This is a genomic window from Streptosporangium amethystogenes, from assembly GCF_000721075.1.
GTDB classification, from domain to species: domain Bacteria; phylum Actinomycetota; class Actinomycetes; order Streptosporangiales; family Streptosporangiaceae; genus Streptosporangium; species Streptosporangium amethystogenes.
Map to the genome: position 1 here is coordinate 55,352 of NZ_JOEQ01000008.1, position 17,772 is coordinate 73,123.

Annotated in this window: 19 protein-coding genes; 15 read left to right on the forward strand and 4 right to left on the reverse strand. The window is 68.0% G+C overall.

All coding sequences use genetic code 11. The features are described from left to right. Positions 1-54: 54 nt before the first annotated feature. Positions 55-1,242 carry a L,D-transpeptidase gene (locus IG98_RS0114125; protein ID WP_051752071.1) on the forward strand — a complete coding sequence of 396 codons (1,188 nt, stop codon included), beginning with the start codon at positions 55-57 and terminating at the stop codon, positions 1,240-1,242. A gap of 146 nt (positions 1,243-1,388) precedes the next feature. Here IG98_RS0114125 and IG98_RS0114135 read toward each other — a convergent pair whose 3' ends face one another. Next, positions 1,389-2,351, reverse strand: coding sequence for a radical SAM protein (locus tag IG98_RS0114135; protein ID WP_030911264.1), 963 nt, complete (start codon positions 2,349-2,351; stop codon positions 1,389-1,391). A 608-nt stretch (positions 2,352-2,959) separates the two neighbouring features. Beyond that, on the reverse strand, positions 2,960-3,697 hold the full coding sequence (locus tag IG98_RS0114145; protein WP_030911270.1) for a dienelactone hydrolase family protein: 738 nt from the start codon (positions 3,695-3,697) through the stop codon (positions 2,960-2,962). Between the two features lie 473 nt (positions 3,698-4,170). Between IG98_RS0114145 and IG98_RS53295 the strand changes: the two genes are divergently transcribed. The 7 genes from IG98_RS53295 (at position 4,171) to IG98_RS0114180 (ending at position 10,770) form a co-directional block, all read left to right on the forward strand. Beyond that, entirely contained in the window at positions 4,171-4,353 is a 183-nt protein-coding gene (locus IG98_RS53295; RefSeq protein WP_030911274.1) for a hypothetical protein, read from the forward strand. Positions 4,354-4,378: 25 nt separating this feature from the next. Beyond that, positions 4,379-5,284, forward strand: coding sequence for a tyrosine-type recombinase/integrase (locus IG98_RS0114155; RefSeq protein WP_051752072.1), 906 nt, complete (start codon positions 4,379-4,381; stop codon positions 5,282-5,284). A 475-nt stretch (positions 5,285-5,759) separates the two neighbouring features. Further along, a complete protein-coding gene (locus tag IG98_RS0114160) occupies positions 5,760-6,590 on the forward strand; it encodes a tyrosine-type recombinase/integrase (protein WP_245651553.1) in 831 nt (276 codons plus the stop codon). Beyond that, a complete protein-coding gene (locus IG98_RS52505; RefSeq protein WP_211263979.1) occupies positions 6,587-9,007 on the forward strand; it encodes a site-specific integrase in 2,421 nt (806 codons plus the stop codon). The genes IG98_RS0114160 and IG98_RS52505 overlap by 4 nt, the downstream gene beginning before the upstream one ends. Further along, the gene (locus tag IG98_RS0114170) at positions 9,004-9,546 is read left to right on the forward strand and encodes an HAD domain-containing protein (RefSeq protein ID WP_030911287.1); all 543 of its coding nucleotides are present in this window, start codon (positions 9,004-9,006) and stop codon (positions 9,544-9,546) included. Before IG98_RS52505 ends, IG98_RS0114170 begins: the two co-directional genes overlap by 4 nt. A gap of 10 nt (positions 9,547-9,556) precedes the next feature. Beyond that, on the forward strand, positions 9,557-10,393 hold the full coding sequence (locus IG98_RS0114175) for a S1 RNA-binding domain-containing protein (RefSeq protein ID WP_030911290.1): 837 nt from the start codon (positions 9,557-9,559) through the stop codon (positions 10,391-10,393). 161 nt (positions 10,394-10,554) lie between these two features. After that, a complete protein-coding gene (locus tag IG98_RS0114180; protein WP_051752103.1) occupies positions 10,555-10,770 on the forward strand; it encodes a hypothetical protein in 216 nt (71 codons plus the stop codon). Positions 10,771-11,010: 240 nt separating this feature from the next. On the opposite strand, the gene IG98_RS0114185 is transcribed toward IG98_RS0114180, so the two are convergent. Together IG98_RS0114185 and IG98_RS0114190 are read right to left on the reverse strand one after the other, a co-directional pair. Then, positions 11,011-11,988, reverse strand: coding sequence for a PLP-dependent cysteine synthase family protein (locus IG98_RS0114185; protein ID WP_030911295.1), 978 nt, complete (start codon positions 11,986-11,988; stop codon positions 11,011-11,013). Between the two features lie 192 nt (positions 11,989-12,180). Further along, a complete protein-coding gene (locus tag IG98_RS0114190) occupies positions 12,181-13,107 on the reverse strand; it encodes a serine protein kinase RIO (protein ID WP_030911298.1) in 927 nt (308 codons plus the stop codon). 300 nt (positions 13,108-13,407) lie between these two features. Between IG98_RS0114190 and IG98_RS0114195 the strand changes: the two genes are divergently transcribed. The 7 genes from IG98_RS0114195 to IG98_RS0114225 all read left to right on the forward strand — a co-directional run bounded on the left by IG98_RS0114195 (position 13,408) and on the right by IG98_RS0114225 (position 17,229). After that, positions 13,408-13,734 (forward strand): DMT family transporter, encoded by a 327-nt coding sequence (locus IG98_RS0114195; protein WP_030911301.1) that lies wholly within the window; start codon positions 13,408-13,410, stop codon positions 13,732-13,734. 57 nt (positions 13,735-13,791) lie between these two features. After that, positions 13,792-14,352, forward strand: coding sequence for a GNAT family N-acetyltransferase (locus IG98_RS0114200; protein ID WP_030911304.1), 561 nt, complete (start codon positions 13,792-13,794; stop codon positions 14,350-14,352). A 52-nt stretch (positions 14,353-14,404) separates the two neighbouring features. Beyond that, on the forward strand, positions 14,405-14,767 hold the full coding sequence (locus tag IG98_RS0114205) for a DUF952 domain-containing protein (protein WP_037970271.1): 363 nt from the start codon (positions 14,405-14,407) through the stop codon (positions 14,765-14,767). 19 nt (positions 14,768-14,786) lie between these two features. Further along, complete coding sequence (locus IG98_RS0114210; protein ID WP_030911309.1) at positions 14,787-15,335, forward strand: NUDIX domain-containing protein; 549 nt, start codon at positions 14,787-14,789, stop codon at positions 15,333-15,335. A 142-nt stretch (positions 15,336-15,477) separates the two neighbouring features. Beyond that, on the forward strand, positions 15,478-15,747 hold the full coding sequence (locus IG98_RS0114215) for a hypothetical protein (RefSeq protein WP_030911312.1): 270 nt from the start codon (positions 15,478-15,480) through the stop codon (positions 15,745-15,747). Between the two features lie 125 nt (positions 15,748-15,872). Next, on the forward strand, positions 15,873-16,913 hold the full coding sequence (locus IG98_RS0114220) for a LacI family DNA-binding transcriptional regulator (protein WP_030911315.1): 1,041 nt from the start codon (positions 15,873-15,875) through the stop codon (positions 16,911-16,913). Between the two features lie 109 nt (positions 16,914-17,022). Then, entirely contained in the window at positions 17,023-17,229 is a 207-nt protein-coding gene (locus tag IG98_RS0114225) for a hypothetical protein (RefSeq protein WP_030911317.1), read from the forward strand. The last annotated feature ends 543 nt before the right edge of the window (positions 17,230-17,772 follow it).

Consider the following 17,772-nt stretch of genomic DNA (forward strand, 5'->3'; position numbering starts at 1 on the left):
TGCATCTCCTATTAGTGTTTTAAGGGCAGTTTGCTGTAGTGGGGGAGAGAAATTGTGCTGACCGTGGAACGCCACAGGACGCCACTGGCCGCTCTGGCCCTGGTGACCGCGGCGGTGCTGGCCACCGCCTGCTCTACCGGGGCGGACACGAAGACTCCCGCAGCCGGGCCGGGCGCCGAGGCGCCCAGCACCCCGGCCGCGCCGGAGATAAAGATCAGCCCCGCCCAGGGCAGCAAGACCGTGCGCCCGAACAGGAAGGTCGTCGTCAGCGCCTCCAGCGGCGCGCTGGAGGAGGTCACCGTCAAAACCGGCGGCCAGGTGCTGGAGGGCGACTTCGACGCCGAGCGCACCAAGTGGACCTCCACCACCCCCATGATTCCCGCCAGCGACTACACCGTCTCGGCACGCGCGGTGGACGGCACGACCGCCAGCAGTTCCTTTCGGACGCTCAAGCCCGAGCACGAACTCGAGGTCGCGGACGTGACCCCGGCGATCAAGGGGGAGAAGGTCGGCGTGGGGGCACCGATCATCGTCACCTTCAACCAGCAGGTCGCCAACAAGGCCGGGGTGGAGAAGGCCCTGAAGGTCACCTCGGAGAAACCCTCCCAGGGAGCCTGGCGCTGGATCAACGACACGACCGTGATCTACCGCACCGCGAAATTCTGGCAGCCCCACCAGAAGGTGACCTTCACCGCCCGCCTCAAGGGCGTCCAGGGCGGCAAGGACATGTACGGCGTCAAGGACATGACCAAGGTCATCCACATCGGGGCGGCCCAGATCGCCACGGTCGACACCCGCAAGCACAAGATGATCGTCAAGCGTGACGGCAAGGTCGTGCAGACCATGCTGATCAGCGCGGGCAACGCCAGCACCCGCGAGTACACCACCACCAGTGGCGTCCACCTGGCGATGGGCAAGGCCAACCCCGAACGCATGATCTCCCCCGGCCGCAAGAAGGGCGATCCCGGCTACTACGACCTGATGATCAACCACGCGGTCCGCTTCTCCAACAGCGGCGAGTACGTGCACGCGCTGAACAACGTCTGGGCCCAGGGACGCCAAAACGTCAGCCACGGCTGCATCAACTCCCGCCCCGACCAGGCCAAGTGGTACTACAACCAGGTCCAGCGCGGCGACGTGATCACCATCACGGGCACCAACCGCGAGATGGAGTGGAACAACGGCTGGGGCTTCTGGCAGATGCCGTACGCGCAGTGGAAGAAGGGCAGCGCCCTGGCCTGACCCCGCGGCCGACCCCGCACCGCCACCACCGCGTACCCCGGACGCGACGGTGGCGCCGGCGGCCGGCGAGAACCTCACATGGTCGCTGGAGCAGCGCGAACTGCACCCCGACCCGCCGGAACACTTCTGACCCCGCACCGGGAAGGCTAGAGCAAGGTGAGCTGGGCCTGGCGGGGCAGTGCCAGCGGCAGGGGCTGCTCGGGCCGCACCGGCCCCATGCCGTAGCGGGCGGCCAACTGCAGGACCTGGTCGGTGACGCGACGCACGTAGCCGGCCTCGGCCTCGGCCCCCTTGGCGTACAGCTCACCGTAGCGGGGCACCAGCGCCCGATGGTGCTCACCCAGCCAGGCCAGATACCACTCACGGGCCCCCGCAGGCAGGCGCAGCACGTGCGGGACCAGACTGACGGCCCCGGCGTCGGCGATTCGGCGCACGGTGGCCGCGAGCTGGTCGGGGGAGTCGGTCAGCAGCGGCAGGATCGGCGCCATCGCCACCCCGCACGCCACCCCCCGCTCGTTCAGCTCGGCCACCAGCTCCAGACGCTTTTGCGCGCTGTGGGCACCGGGCTCCACACTGCGGCGGATCCGGTCGTCGACGAAGGCGACCGAGACGACCACCCCCGCTCCCGGAGTGGCGGCCAGCAGATCGGCGTCGCGCAAAATCAGCCGGCTCTTGGTGTGCACGGTGAACGGCGCCCCGGCCTCACGCAACGCGGTGACCAGGCCGGGCATCAACCGGTAGATGTCCTCGGCACCCTGGTAGCAGTCACCACCCACCCCGACCGTGACATGCTCGCCGTCCCAGCGCGAGGCCAGCTCCGCACGCAACCGCCGCACGATGTTGGTACGCACCACGATCCGCGAATCGAAGTCACCGCCGACGTCCAGCCCCAGGTAGCGATGCCCCCGGCGCACCGAGCAGTAGCGGCACCCCTGGGCACACCCCCGGTAGGGGCTGAGGCTCCACCCCTCGGGCGCGCGCTCCAGCGCGGCGCGCGCCTGCACCTCGTAGCAGGTCAGCGCCCCGTGCACCCTGACCAGCGCGGAGCGCTCGATCCGCGGCCTGGCATCGGGCGGCACGGCGAGCAGGGAAGGCGCGTCCCATCGCATACGGCTCAGTGGAACACGCTTTCGACACCGCCCGCAAGTCAGCTTCTCGGCCCTGAAGGGCCGAGCTCGCAGCTCCTGACCCGTGCATGGCATGCACGGGTCAGGCCGCGCCGCCGGCGGCGTGACTCACCGCCCCGCGACCGATGTCGATCGCAGCGTTGTGGCCGGCGGGGCCGGCGAACCCGCGGCCCGGGACGCTGCGATGAGACCCCAAGTAGCCCTGCGTAGTAATCACTACGGCCTGTGACCAGCGTTCGGTGTGGAACGTGGCGTGATGCTCCATGCCGCGCTCGGTTCACAGACGGCCGGCTGCCGGCCGCCAACCCCGGCCCGGCCTGGGCGATGGTGGCCGAGTCGGTCGTCGTCGGTCGTCTGCCCGGCGATCCGCAGGGCAGGGGCCGAATGCCTCACGGCGTGGGCCCCGCCGATGGAGGCGCTGGTGGCCGAGCGCCGCCCCGACCGGCCGGTACCGCCGCGATCGGGGCGGTTGTGCATCCGCCGGCCACCACCATCGAGGAGGGCCGGGGCCTGTCCTCGATGGTGGTGGCGTCCTGACCGACCGCCTACCGTCTACCGTCTGTCGGCCTGACGGCGGGGCCGGCCGGCGGCTAGCGCTGGCTCAGGTGCCGGGCGAAGAACCGGGCTCCGGCGTCGATCTCGAACGACGGGACACCGGTGTGCCCGCCGAGATTGGCATGCAGCGTTTTCTCCTTGGTGCCGAAGGTGTCGAACAGGTCCAGGGCCGCCTGCCGGTCGTTTCCTTCGTCGTCCCACTGCAGCAGGACCTGCAGCGGAATGGTGACCTGGCGGGCCTCCTCGAACAAGGTGGCGGGCACGAAACTCCCGGCGAACAGATTGGCGGCCGAGATGCGCGGCTCGACCACCGCCAGCCGGATGCCGACGGAGATCACTCCCCCCTCATACCCGACCGGGCCGCCGATCTCCGGCAGCGAAAGGAGAGCGTCCAAGGTGGCCTGCCATTCCGGGACCGCCTTTTCGACCACCGGGAGGACGAGGGCGTCGACGATCTCGTCGACCGGTTCGCCGGCCTCCATCGCCCGCCGCAGGTCGGCGCGGGCCTGCTCGGCGGCGGCCAAACGGGGCCGGTCGCCGCCCCCGGGGACCTCGATGGCGGCTGCGGCGAAGCCGTACTCCGCCGCGTAGTGCCGGGCCCGGGCGGCCAGTCGGGGGCGCATCTGCTGCAGCCCGCCGGGGTGGCCGACCAGGATCAGCGGCGCCGGTGCGGATCCGGATTCGGGCGTCCACAAGATGCCGGGGATCTCACCGAGGGTGAAATCGCGTTCGAGGACGCCGTCGTCGAGGCGCTGTTCGGAAGTGAATCGCATGGTCGTGCCTTTCGGGAGTGCTCTTGAACGGCGCTCCCGGACGACCTATCGTCCGACCGTGACCCCGGAGGGGAGCACCCATGTCGATATCGCGTTCACGGGTACCACCTCCTCGTTCTCTCGCACGGCCTCCGGCAGGTTAGCAGTGGTCGCCGTGGTCCGCCAACAGGTTTTTGCGGAGCACCATCAGCTCCGGTTCGCGCTCCAGATGTGCACGGTGCGGTATGTGGGTCTGTTCCTGGAGGACCCGCTCGCGATGCCGTGGCCGGTGGCCGAACCCTTGGCCGGGCAGCTCGGCGTCGAGGACGGCGTACGAGCACGCGTGGGAGATCCGGGACGCCCACGGCTACCGCCCGTACGAGTCCGCACGTTCCGCTCAGTTAACTGCACTTCCTTCACCTGGTTGATCATGGCTATCTACGTCGTGATCAAGGAGCGTGAAGTGGACCTTCGTCGCCAACTGATGGAAGGCCGTGTACAGGTTCCGAGCGTCGGCTCCGTCGCCAAGGTGGCGCGGATACACCCGCCGCTACCTGACGGTCGGCGTGGAGGAACTGTTCGACAAGCTCACCGAGCACTACGCCCGCCCGCGCCCCGAGCCGCGCTACTCCTCCGGCTACGCCGCCGCCGACATCGAGGCGGTGTTCGGTGGTTAAGCCCGAAGTTCGTCCGACCACCGGAGTGAGCCGGCGCCATCTGCCCGTCCGAGTCGTTGAGGAGGAAGCGGGACGGAGTATCCACGTTGAGGCCAACGAGGAGCAGGCGTTTGGGGAGTGGGCCTGCATCGAGACCCTGCGCCACTCGGGCGTTCGCATCGAAGAGATGTGCGAGCTCACTCACCTGAGTGTCCGCCAATACCAGCGGGCCAACGGCGAGGTCATCGCCCCCTCCAAGACCGACCGCGAACGCGTGATCCCCATGAGCGCCGAGTTGTTCCACGTCATCGCCTCGATCATCCGGCGGCACACACGCGACGGCCGGACGATCGAGCTGATCAAACGCTTCGACTATCACGACAAGATCTGGAGCGCGCCCCTGCCGTTCCTGTTCCAGCGCCAACACGGCTCCACGCGGCGGGTCATCTCTCCCGCCACGGTGCTGCAGCAGCTCAGACGGCGCTGCGAGGAACTCGCCGAGCACTATCCGCAGTTCCGGACCGTGCGGTTCACCCCGCACGACTTCCGCGGGATCTTCGCCACCGAGTTGGTCAACAGCGGCTTGCCGATCCACATCGGCGCGGCTCTGCTGGGGCACCTCAACATCCAGACCACCCGCGGTTACGTCGCCGTCTTCGACGAGGACGTCGTCCGCCACTACACCGCTTACCTCGCTGACCGCCGTACTCTGCGCCCCGGCGACGAATACCGCCAGACCAGCACCGAGGAATGGCAAGAGTTCGAGGAACACTTCGACAAGCGCAAAGTCGAGCTGGGCTCCTGCGGCCGACCCTACGGCACCCCATGCCAGCACGAGCATGTCCCGTTGACCGAACTAACTTGTCGTCGGTGTGCGTGGCGGAGCCGGTCAAGCCGAGGCGCGAGTGGCCGGGTTCCGTGGCTGTGGTGGTTTGATCGTCACTGCGGGTGATCGGCTGGATCTGTTGTGATCGCGTGTCGTTGAGGTCGTCGGCACGCGGAGGCTGAGGATGGCAGAGCCCGGGATTCGGGACGTCGCGGCGTTGAGGGTGGATCGGGTCGGTCGGGTCGTGGAGACGGGCGATCCGCTGCGGCCGTACGCCTTGCTGGATGAGCATGGTGTCGAAGTCGCCGTGGTGAGCGAGTTCCTCCACCACATGCTGGCTGACGACGCTCGGCCGACGTCGCTGAGGTCGTACGCCTTCGAGCTGCTCGGTTGGTTTCGGTTTCTGCGGGCGGTCGGGGTGGGATGGGATGCCGCGGGTCGGGCCGAAGCCCGGGATTTCGCTCTGTGGCTGAAGACTGTCCGCAAGCCGTCTCGGCCTCGTCGGCCTGATGCTCCGGCTCCCGGAACGGTGAACTCGCTCACTGGGAAGGCGACGCCAGGGTTGCAGTACGCTCCTCGGACGCGTCGCCATGCTCGGGCGGTGATTCGTTCGTTCTATGAGTACCACCGCGAGATGCACGGTCGGCCGTTGGTCAACCCGTTCCCGGCAGCCGAGGGCGCCGAAGAGGGCGGGGTCAACGCTCACCACAATCCCATGCAGCCGTTCCGTCAGCCGACGCGGCGGGCCGCCTACCAGCCCAAGGAGCCCAAGCCGTCACCGAGGATCATCCCGGACCAGGCGTTCAACGAGCTGTTCGCCGCTCTGACCTCGAACCGGGATCGCGCTCTCATCGCGTTCTACATCTCCACCGCGGCCCGAGCCTCGGAGCTCCTGGGAGCCGTGCAGGGGCTGGTCGCCCCGGAGGATCAGACGATCGGTGTGATCCGCAAGGGCAGCCAGGCGTTGCAGTATCTGCCCGCCTCGACGGACGCGTTCGTCTGGCTGCGCCTCTACCAGCAGGAGATGCACGGCTTGATCCCACGGGGATCTTCCGAGCCGGTGTGGTGGACGCTGCGGCGACCGTTCCGGCCGCTCACCTACGACGCGGCCAGAATGGTGTTCACCCGGGCCAACCAGATACTCGGAGCCAACTGGACCCTTCACGACCTGCGGCACAGCGCAGCCAAGAGGATGATCCGCGACCCGAACCTGACGCTCGCCGACGTCCAATGGGTGCTCGGGCACGCCCACATCACCACCACGGAGATCTACACGAATCCCGCCCCGGACGAGGTGATCAGCCACGTCCTGGCCCACCATGAGCGGCAGCGCAGCGGGCCCCCGTCGCTCCCGGCGCCACCTGCGCCTGGGTATCGGCCCGAGGTCCTGGCCGCTCTGTTCGGCACGTCGCAGATCACCGGGGAGGCATGATGCCTCGCAAGATCCATGACGGCCCCGCGGACGGGACCGCGCAGCAAACCCTGCCGGAGCCTCCGTCGGAGTGGCAGGCACGTCCGCTGGCTGATGGGTGGTGGCAGGCTCGGCAGGAACGCCAGGCCATGACGACGCGGCTGCTGGCCACCTTCACCGACACCAAGACGGTCAGGCGTGACCTGACCCGGCGACGCGGGCTGATCAAGCTCCTGGACTGGCTGGAACAACAGCCTGGCGACACCTGGCAGGACCGCTGGCTGGCCAGCGGAGCGGACGCCGCCGGGCAGGACTGGACCGACCCGATTCTGGGCAGCGACACGCGACGGTTCCGCCGTGACGAGCTGATCGGCGGGCTCACCCTGCTCATCGTCGGGCAGGTGATCCGCCCGACCTACCGGTGGCTCCTGCGGCAGCGCCTGGCGCTGATGCTGGCCGAGGCACGTCAGGTGCTCGATCCCGAAGGGTTCACCCGGCTTGAACAGCACGCCCAGGACGCGATCGGATGGGCCCGCTCAGACGCGATGAACAAGCTCACCTGGATAGTGATCCACAAGGGTGGCGTCGTCGCGGACATCACCGTCGGCGACTGCGTCGAACTGACGGCCACCCTGGAGGAACATCACTTCCGGGGAAGCGCCGGACGGCCGCTGTTCTACGCGCTGCTGAAGGAGACCGGGATCCTGCCCGCCACCGCTCCACCGCGGCTGCGGGCGCTGCGCATCGAGGCCCGACCCAGCATCGAGCAGGTCGTCGACAAGTACGGCATCGAGTGCCGGCCGATCCGGAACCTGATGATCGACTACCTCACCGAGCGGGCTGCCGACCTGGACCACACCTCGCTCCGCTCGATCGCCCGCAACCTTTGCCGACTGTTCTGGCGCGACCTGGAGCTCCACCACCCGGGCATCGACTCCTTGCACCTGCCGCCAGAGGTCTCCCGGGCATGGAAAGAGCGGCTCGCCTATATCCGCGATGCCGACGGCAACCCGATCCGCCCGCGCATCAACTTCCGCAGCGAACTGGTCTTCGTCAAAGCCTTCTACGAGGACCTCGCCCGCTGGGCCCTCGACGACCCCGCCCGCTGGGCCAAGTGGGCAGTCCCTTGCCCGATCAAAGCCAGCGAATGCGCCACCAAGAAGTCCAGGTCCGGCGTCAAGTCGCGGATGGACCAGCGCACCCGAACCCAGCTCCCGCTCATGCCCGCGCTGCTACGCGCGGTCGAACAACAGCGCAAAGCTGCCGAACACCTGATCAGCACCGCCCGGGCCACGCCAGAAGGCGAGGTCTTCACCGTCGAGGGCCGCGCGTTCCAGCGGTGCCGGCAAGGGCCGTCAGGACGCGTCTACGTCATCGAGGTCGCCACCGGCAAGAAGCGCAGCCTCACCCACGAAGAGGAGGCCGCGTTCTGGTCCTGGGCGACGGTCGAGGTGCTGCGCGCGACCGGGATCCGGATTGAGGAGATGCTCGAACTCACCCACCACAGCTTCGTCGCCTACACTCTGCCAACCACCGGTGAAGTCGTCCCCATGCTGCAGGTTGCCCCGTCCAAGACCGATGCCGAGAGACTCCTGCTCGTCTCGCCTGAGCTCGCGGAGGTTCTCACCGCGATCATCTTCCGAGTCCGGCGCGGCAACGCCGCCATGCCCCTCGTCTCCGCCTACGACGTGTTCGAACAGACCTGGAGCGCGCCGATGCCGTTCCTGTTCCAACGCCGCTACGGCTCCGAGGATCGTGCCCTGACCCGCAGCTACATCCGCGAATGCCTGATCGCCACCTCCGCCGCCGCGCAGATCACCATCGCCGGACAACCCCTCGAATGGCGGCCCCATGACTTCCGTCGAATCTTCGTCACCGACGCCCTGCGCTCCGGACTCCCACCCCACATCGCCGCCAAGATCTGCGGACACGCCCTGCTCGACACCACGATGGGCTACGCCGCGATCTACCCCGACGACGTCATCACCCACCACCGCGCGTTCATCGCCCGCCGTCGCGCCGAACGGCCCAGCGAGGAATATCGCGACCTCACCGCCGGCGAATGGGAAGAATTTCTCGCCCATTTCGAGCTGCGGAAAGTCGCGCTCGGAATATGCGGACGCGACTATGCAACCCCTTGTGCGCATGAAAACGCTTGTGTCAGATGCCCACTCCTTCGCGTTGACCCAGCTCAGAAGCCCCGGCTCGAAGAAATCCACGCCAACCTCATCGACCGGCTCGCCGAGGCTAAACAACAGGGCTGGCTCGGCGAAGTCGCCGCCATCGAGACCACCCTCGCGGCAGCGAAGCAGAAGCTTCAAGCCATGCATGAAGCGACTGTTCGCACGAGCACCGTCAACCTCGGAATGCCCAGCATCCGCAAGACAGCCGGACGATTCACCGACGCTTCCACCACTCCCGATATCGTGCAGCCGTGACCGGATCCGCACAGCGTCCGCTGCTCTTCCTCGACGTCGACGGACCACTCATCCCCTTCGGCGCTCCGTCGCAGCAGTATCCGACCTACCCGACCGTCTCCTCGCCGCACGTCGAGGCAAATCCGCTCTTGTCCAGGATCAATCCCGACCACGGAGCCCGGCTGATGACGCTGCCCTGCGAACTGGTCTGGGCCACCAGCTGGATGGACGACGCCAACGAGTGCATCGCACCACGCCTCGGTCTGCCTCAGCTGGCGATCGTCGGCTGGCCCGAGGCGCCCGAGACCGAGCAGCAGGACGAACGCGACGGCCTGCACTGGAAGACCCGCACCCTCGTCACCTGGGCGGCAGGACGCCCTTTCGCCTGGCTCGATGACGAGATCACCAACAAAGACCGCGCCTGGGTCTCCGCGCACCATCCCGGGCCCGCTCTACTGCAGCGAATCAACCCAAGCAGCGGCATCACCGAGGCCGACTATCGCGCTCTCCTGAAGTGGCTACGCAGCATCGACGCCACTCCGCCATCGAATGCCTCCTGAAAGCCTTGAAATGGGGACGGTGAAAGACAATCAGGCTCTTGCCGCGTTCATGGCGACCGTGAACGTTGGCGACACCCTCGCCGGCACCGTGGCCGACGTCACGCGATCGGGGGCAACGGTGCTCCTTGATGGCTTCGTCGCCGCTCCGGTCGGCGTCATCGGCTCCCTTGATCTTTCCTGGCAGTCCTTCCAACGTTCGGCTGGTGGGATCCTGCAGGTGGGCGATCGGGTCTCTGCCGAGGTCATCGCCGTCGATTCTCAGGGCGGGCGAGTCCTGCTCTCCCGGGCAGCCGTCGAGAACCCCCAACTATGGGCGTTCCTCAAGGCATTGCGAGCGGGACAGCGCTTGTCCGGCACCGTGGCGGCTATCGAGCGTTTCGGCATCTTCGTCGACCTGGACGACGGACCGAAGCATCCCGTCTTCCCCGGCGTCGGCTTCATCACCATGCCCGAGCTGTCCTGGAGCAGATTCGAGGACCCGTCCGAGATCATCTCGATGGGACAGCACATCACCTGCGAAGTCATCACATTCGATACCACCAACGGTGAGGCCCGGCTGTCGCTGCGTGCCACCCAACCTGATCCCTTCCAGCATTTCGCCCGCGACATTCACGTTGGGCAGATCCTGCACGGCCCGGTCACCAAACTGGTGCCTTTCGGAGCCTTCGTCCGCGTCGCGGACGGCATCGAAGGCCTGATTCACCTCAGCGAGCTCTCCACCGCACCCATCGAGACACCTGACCAAGTAGTCCAAGAAGGCGAGGAGGTCACGGTCATCGTCACTGACATCGACCTGCCACGACGCCGGCTCGCTCTATCGCGCCGCCGCCGCTCAGCGCTCCAATGAGTACGCTGGCAGCATCCCCGCGACACGCCGAAGACCCAAGACCAACAGGCTCAGTCAGTCACCATCCGTCACCAGGCTCTGAAGCCGTCACTCCACCAGCCGATCAAGATCAGTTCGGTTAAGCCTGCATCCGCTGCCCGATGCTCAACGTCAACCCCAAGATGCTCGACCGGCTCAACGAGATCGAAACCGATCTCCTCGCCCGTCGCGAACGCGCCGACGCCGAGGGCTGGATCGGTGAGACCGAAGGCATCGACCTGACCCTCACCTTCCTTCGCACGAAACGCGACGAGGCTGAGCGCCAAGCAAGACGGTCGGTCGTCAGCCTCGGCATCCCATCCCTGCCGCCCAGCAGGAGACAGGAGCCCGAGCAGTGAGCATCCAGGTTGCCAAGATCGGTCAAGTTCAGATAGCACCTTCGACCACAGCAGGTACCCAGGGCGATGTTGGTGGCTACGCAGGCCGTCGCCGAGCTCGACTTGTCCGCCGGGCCCGCTCGCGTGCTCTACTGAGGGCGTGTGAGAGCTGGCGAATCGATCGGCCGGGCTGGCAAGTCACCGAAGTCCGTCAACACCTCCCCGCTCGTCCGCCTACCACAAGCCGCACGCCGATGCAGGTCACAAGCTGGTGCGCTGCCTCAGAGTGCCCGTGTACTGTCCGACGTCCAGCCCTTTCCCGGCGGCCCACCCGTCGTCGTGACAGCTCGCCAGATGTCGATCGGCCGCGTCGCCGATCAGCGACACCACCGTGCCGGTCTCGCCCCTGGCCCGCATGCGCTCCACCAGCTCCAGCGCCGTCCACAACGCGGTGCCCGACGAGGCGCCAACCGGCAGCCCGGTCACCTCGCGGATGTGCCGGGCCGCCGCCACACTGGCCGCGTCGGGCACGGGGACGACCAGGTCCACGAGGTCAGGCCGGAAGCCAGGCTCGACGCGCGGCCGTCCGATGCCCTCGATCCGCGAGGGCATCCCGGTGCCGTAGTCGGACACGTCGAAGGTCCATCCCGGGAAGTAGGCCGAATTCTCGGGATCCGCCACCGCGACCCGGCAGTCCTCACCGTGGGTCCGGATCCACTGGCCGAGGGCGGCCGAGGTCACGCCGGTGCTCGCGCCCGTCACCACCCAGTCCGGCCGCACCTGCCCGAACAGCTCCTCCGCCAGGTCGTGCGGCGCGGCCCGCCCGAACTGGTCCAGGAAGTGCCCGTCGATCTCCCGAGCGGCGTTGTAGATCGCCAGCGGTGGCGTTACGAATCGGCACTCCCCGCCCAGTTCCTCCACCGGCCGCGCCCGCGCCTGGCTGCGCTCGCCCGGCATGACCACGATGTACAGCAGCCCGAGCCGCCGCGCGAACCAGGCCTGCGCCACAGCTGCGTTGCCGCCGGTCGCCTCCACCACGGTCACCCCCTCGGTGACCGACCCGTCGAGCACGGCCCGGTGGAACAGTGCTCTGGCGTGCCGGTGCCGCAGGCTCCCCGTCGGTTGCGCGGACTCGTCCTTCAGCAGCAGCCTGATCCCGGGCGCCGATACCGAAAAGCCAATCAGCGGGGTGGGCTTACCCACCGCCAGCACTTCGAGCGCTCGCGTGTTCCAATTCACCGTCCCACCATGCCAGGCGCGGCTCAAAAGACCGCGCCCGTTCGCCAGGAGCGAGCGGGTCAGGGAATCCGCGCGCGCTCCCCTGAAATGACTGTCGCGGTTGCCCGATCAGCCCAGGCGGTGGGCCGACTGCGCCGTCACCGGGTACTCTCGGTCAGCCACAGCCGAAATGTGTTGTCGTGCAGAAGGCGATCAGAACACCATCGTGAGCAGGTCGGCGAACAGCTCCTGGTCGTCGATCTCGAGCCCGCGGTTCGTGAACCACGTGGCCATGTTGTGGCAGTCGCGCATCAGGAAGTCCATGCCCTTCGGGTTGCCGACGATGTCGACGACCTGGGGCAGGTCGATCATCACGATCCGCTCGGCCTGCGCGAGGACGTTATACGGCGAAAGGTCGCCGTGCGCGAGCCCCGCGCGGGCCAGTTCACGCATGCCGTTGCGGAGCTGCTCGAAGTACACACCGAGCAGCTCCTTCGACGGCCGGACCTGGGCGAGCCGGGGCGCGGCACCGCCCTCGCCGTCGTCGACGAACTCCATCAGCAGCTCGGTGCCGTCCACCTGCACGGGATACGGCACCGGGACGCCGGCCTTCCACAACCGGTTGAGGGCGTCCCATTCGGCGTATGCCCACTGACCGGCCGCGACACTGCGGCCGTGCGAGGTCTTCTTCGCCATCGCCCGGCTGTCGCGGCTGTTGCGGGTACGGCGGCCTTCAACGTACGACGTACTGCGGTGGAAGGACCGATGCTCCTCGGTGCGGTACCGTTTCGCGGCCAGCAGCGAGGACTTCGCCGGGTTGTCGCCGATGGCTTCGACGGCCCGTTCGAGCAGGAAGACGTCGGCTTCCTTGCCGGTTTTGAGGATGCCGAGCTCGGTGTCGATCGCAGCCTGTTCCGTCACAACCCACGAGGGGCGTGGTTCCGGGCCGCGACAACCGCGCTCGACCTCCAGCCAGGTGGACCACCGCTGATCCGGGCGCAGCTCCTCGTCGACCGAATGGAACGTGAAGACGAAGGCTGCGGCCGGATCTGGCCGGGACTCATCACCGGTGAATTCGGACCGGCGGGACTCGAGGTCGGAGTCGGAGTAGGTATCAGAGAGTTCGTACTCGGAAGACAACGGGTGTGCTCCTGAACAAAGAGGTGGGACTGATGCGGACATGCCGCAGCGCAGTGATGGCCATCCGTCAGCCCTCCTTAGTCCAGGCAGCGCTCTCCGCCGCTCGATCGACCCAGCATGCCCCACCCGTTCGGACCCCGCAACGTATTTACCGGAGCTGGGACCGTGCGGTCGGGCTCAGCCGGAGCTCCTGCATCCCTTTGTGTGAGACCTCCGCCCGCACCGCCGGACAACCGGCGCGGTCTCGGAACACCGGACCGGATGAAATCATACGTTCGTGCAGATTTCGGGGGAGTGGTCATGGCGTGGTTGATCCTGGCTGGGGCGATCATCGCCGAGATCGTGGCGACCACCGCCCTCAAACTGAGCGACGGCTTCGCCCACAAGGGCTGGGCCGTCCTGGTCGTCGCCGGCTACGCCGCCGCCTTCGTCCTGCTGGCCCAGGTGCTGAGACTACAACTTGAGGTCGGCACCGCCTACGCGGTCTGGGCCGGAGCCGGCACCGCGGCCATCGCCGCGATCGGCGTGCTGTTCCTCGGCGAGACGATCAACCTGGCCAAGATCACGGGCATCATCCTGATCATCGGCGGAGTCGTGGTGCTCAATCTGGCCGGCAGCCCCCACTGATGCCCGGCCGGAAATAACGCCTCGCCCGCCACCGAACACCTGCCTTACCCTGACCCGGTGCTGAAACCCACCTACCCCATCCGGACCGACCGCCTGATCCTGCGCCCCTACACCCCGGCCGACCTCGACGCCCTGCACGCCATCCAGTCACTGCCGCAGGTGACCCGCTACCTGTACTGGGAACCACGCAGCCGGGAGCAGACCGACGAGGCACTGCACACCAAGATCACCCAAACGGAACTACTCGAAGAGGGCCAGATCCTGACACTGGCGGTGGAACTGGCCGCCACCGGCGAGCTGCTCGGCGACGGCATGCTGATCTGGCACAGCCTCACCCACCGCAGCGGCGAGATCGGCTACGTCCTGCACCCCGCCCACCACGGCAAGGGGTACGCCACCGAGACGGGCCTGGCCCTGCTGGAACTGGGATTCGACGGCCTCGACCTGCACCGGATCATCGGACGCCTGGACGCCCGCAACGCGGCCTCGGCCCGCGTGCTGGAGAAACTGGGCATGCGCCGCGAGGCACACCTGGTCGACAACGAGATGGTCAAGGGCGAATGGACCAGCGAGCTCGACTACGCGATCCTGCAGCGGGAGTGGCGCGCCCGGCAGTGACGCTCCCCGCCTTGAGTTGAAGAACGCCCCCCCGCAGGGCACCATGTCTGCGATGACCATCCTGCATCTGGCCCTGGCCGCCGACTGGGACGCCGCCCTGCGGGCGGGGGAGTACCGCATCTCCACCCTCGGCCGCACCCTGGACGAAGAGGGCTTCATCCACGCCTGCGCGAGCCACGAACAGCTACGCGGAGTGGTGGAGCGCTTCTACCGCGACGTCACCACCCCCCTGGTACTGCTCAGCGTCGACCCGCGCGGACTGGACGTGCGCATGGAGGTGCCCGCCGACTCACCCGAGGCCTTCCCGCACATCTACGGGCCGCTACCGGTCGCCGCGGTGACCTCCGTCCTGCCGTTCGTCCCACCCGGCTCCGGCCCGCCCGATCAGGCCGACGCACCTCGAACGGAGCCGTGACAGCAGTAAGCTGCGCGCCATGACCGACGTACCCGGACCGACGATCCGCACTCTCGACTCGACGGTCGTCTACACCAACCCCTGGATGAGCGTGCGCGAGGACCGCATCGAACGTCCCGACGGCTCCCACGGCATCTACGGCGTGGTGGACCAGATCGACTTCGCCCTCGTGCTGCCCATGGAGAACGACGGCTTCCACCTGGTGGAGGAGTACCGCTACCCGGTGCGGCGGCGCACCTGGAACTTCCCCCAGGGCGGGGTCAAGGACAGCCCCTCGCCCCTGGTCACGGCGCACACCGAACTGTCCCAGGAGACCGGCCTGCGAGCCGCCTCGATGACCCACCTGGGCCGCCTGGACAACGCCCACGGCACGACGGGCCAGCACTTCGACATCTTTCTCGCCACCGACCTGACCGCGGGCACCCCCGACCGTGAGCACACCGAGCAGGACATGCGCCAGGAGTGGGTCTCCCGGACGGAACTGGAGCGGATGATCCTGCGCGGCGCGATCACCGACAGCGGCTCGATCGCCGCCTACACCATGTTCCTGTTGCGCGGGGCGGCCTGAGAGCCCGCCGAGAGCCGGCCGGACCGTTGCCGGCCGGCCGCCGGACGGCTCGGCCACCGCGGGGACTCCGCGCCCGAAGAACCACCACGATCCAGTCGTTTCCGGCACACACGCGATGACCTTGTGACGATACGCTTGGCTCATGTCGAACCCGATCGTCGTTCTCCTTCTGACGGCGGTCGTCGTGGCGGTGGTCATCGCCCTGATCGTCCTCACGGTTCGGGCGGCACAGCACCCCAGAAACACGCTGGTCGGGGGTGGGATCGGCCCCGAGCTCGTGGAACGGGTCCTGGACCTGAAAGCCACCGGCCAGATCGACCAGGCCGTCTTCCTGGTCCGGGGCGAGACCGGTATGAGCCACCGTGCCGCCGCCCGCTTCGTCAGGAAGCTCACACCGCCCCCTCCGCACTGACCTTTCCGTCCTCCCGATGCAAAAGGGAGCGCTCCCACGGAAAACACCTCCCGCGGGGCCCCGCCTCCGAACTGTTAGCGCAAACACTCGGATACGCTTGGAGTAACTTCGACAAGGCGGACAGGGTGACCCAGCAGGTATCCGGACAGACGTTCTCCGAGCGGCCCAGAGCCACCGTCATGGAAGACGTCGCCGCACGCGCGGGCGTCTCAGCCATGACCGTCTCCCGCGTTCTCAACACCCCGGAAAAGGTGCGCCCCGACACCCGCGCCCGCGTCCTGGACGCGGTACGCGAACTCGGCTACCGCCCCAACTTCGCCGCCCGCTCGCTGGTCACCGGCCGCTCAGGCGCCCTGGGGGTCGTCAGCTTCGACACCACCCTGTACGGCCCGGCCTCCACCCTGCACGGCATCGAACAGGCCGCCCGAACCCACGACTACCTCGTCACCATCGTCAACGTCACCACCCTCAACCGCCGCTCCATCGCCGAGGCCGTCAACCGGCTGCGCTTCCAGTCCGTCGACGGCGTCATCATCGTCGCCCCCCACGAATCGGCCGCCGACGGCCTGCACCACCTGCCGCCCGACCTGCCCGCCGTCGTGGTCGGCGCCCGTGAGAGCCTCCCCGTCCCCGTCGCCGCCGTCGACCAGGCGGCCGGAGCCGTGCGAGCGACCAGACACCTGCTCAGCCTCGGCCACGACACCGTCTGGCACCTGTCGGGCCCCGAGGACTGGATCGACGCCAGCACCCGCGTCGAAGGCTGGCGCTCGGTCCTGAGCGCCGAAGGCCGCCAGATCCCCGACCCCCTGCGCGGCGACTGGAGCGCACGCTCCGGCTTCGAGGCGGGCAGGCAACTGGCCCGCGACCCCGAGGTCACGGCCATCTTCGCCGCCAACGACCACATGGCCACCGGCGTGCTGCGAGCCCTGCGCGAAGCCGGCCGCCGAGTCCCCCAGGACGTCAGCGTGGTCGGCTTCGACGACGTCCCCGAGGCCCCCTACCTGTGGCCACCGCTGAGCACCGTACGACAGAACTTCACCGAGGTCGGCCGCCTGGCCTTCCGGCTGCTCCTGGAACGTATCGACGGCCGCACCGCCACCCCGCACCGCATGATCGAACCCGAACTCGTCGTCCGCGAGAGCACCGGCGCCCGCCAATCCGGCTGACCCCAGGCTGAGGAGCACCCTCAACGACGACCGCAGATCGGCGATGGACCGCCCGATCCAGCGAAGAATCCAACAGATACAGCTTTGAGGCGAGGGCGAGGAAGAACCGGTGGCGCGGGAGGCGTTCCTCGGCGGCGACACCGACGCGCACGTCGAGGACATCGCCCGCAGCGCCGGCGTCACCGGCTCCACCCTGCTTCGCGCACTGGGCGGCATCTGCGAAACGCGCGCGACGGAAGGCTGGCTGGGCGAAGCCCAACAGATCACCGCCCTCCTCTTCGACGGCCTGCGCTACGGCGCCCCACGGGCAACCTAGAGCCAGGTGCCGTGACCTCGCTGGTGGGCCCCGGTTCCGCCCCTGTCGTCGTTCTCGTCCAACTCCGGCGCGTCCGGGTCACACAGCAACCCCGTCCCCACCGGACCGGCCCCCGACACAGCGACCTACCTCGGCTCCGCACGCCTTCGCCGCCACCAGAACACCCTGCACTGGCCCCACGAATGGATCCGCTGGCCGGACTTCCCGCTGCCGACAGACCGGCACGCGGCCGCCCGCTCCATCACCCGCCTGCACACACGCACGAACAGGCCTCGGTGTCGAAGTCGCTTGCGACGGGGGAGTGGGCCGCACCGGCACCGTCATGGCCTGCCTGGCCCCCCTCACCGGACTACCCCCAAGACGCCATCGCCGAAAAGGACACAGGCACACCAAAAGGTCGCCTCACCCAATCGGCTCAAGGCCGCTCATGCGACAGCGACGACACGCCGTTCACTACGACGGCACCGAAAAGTGCGATCTGGCAAGGCCGAGATCATAGCGTCGAACTGCGGCTTCACCTCCCCCGAGCTGACAGTACGAGCT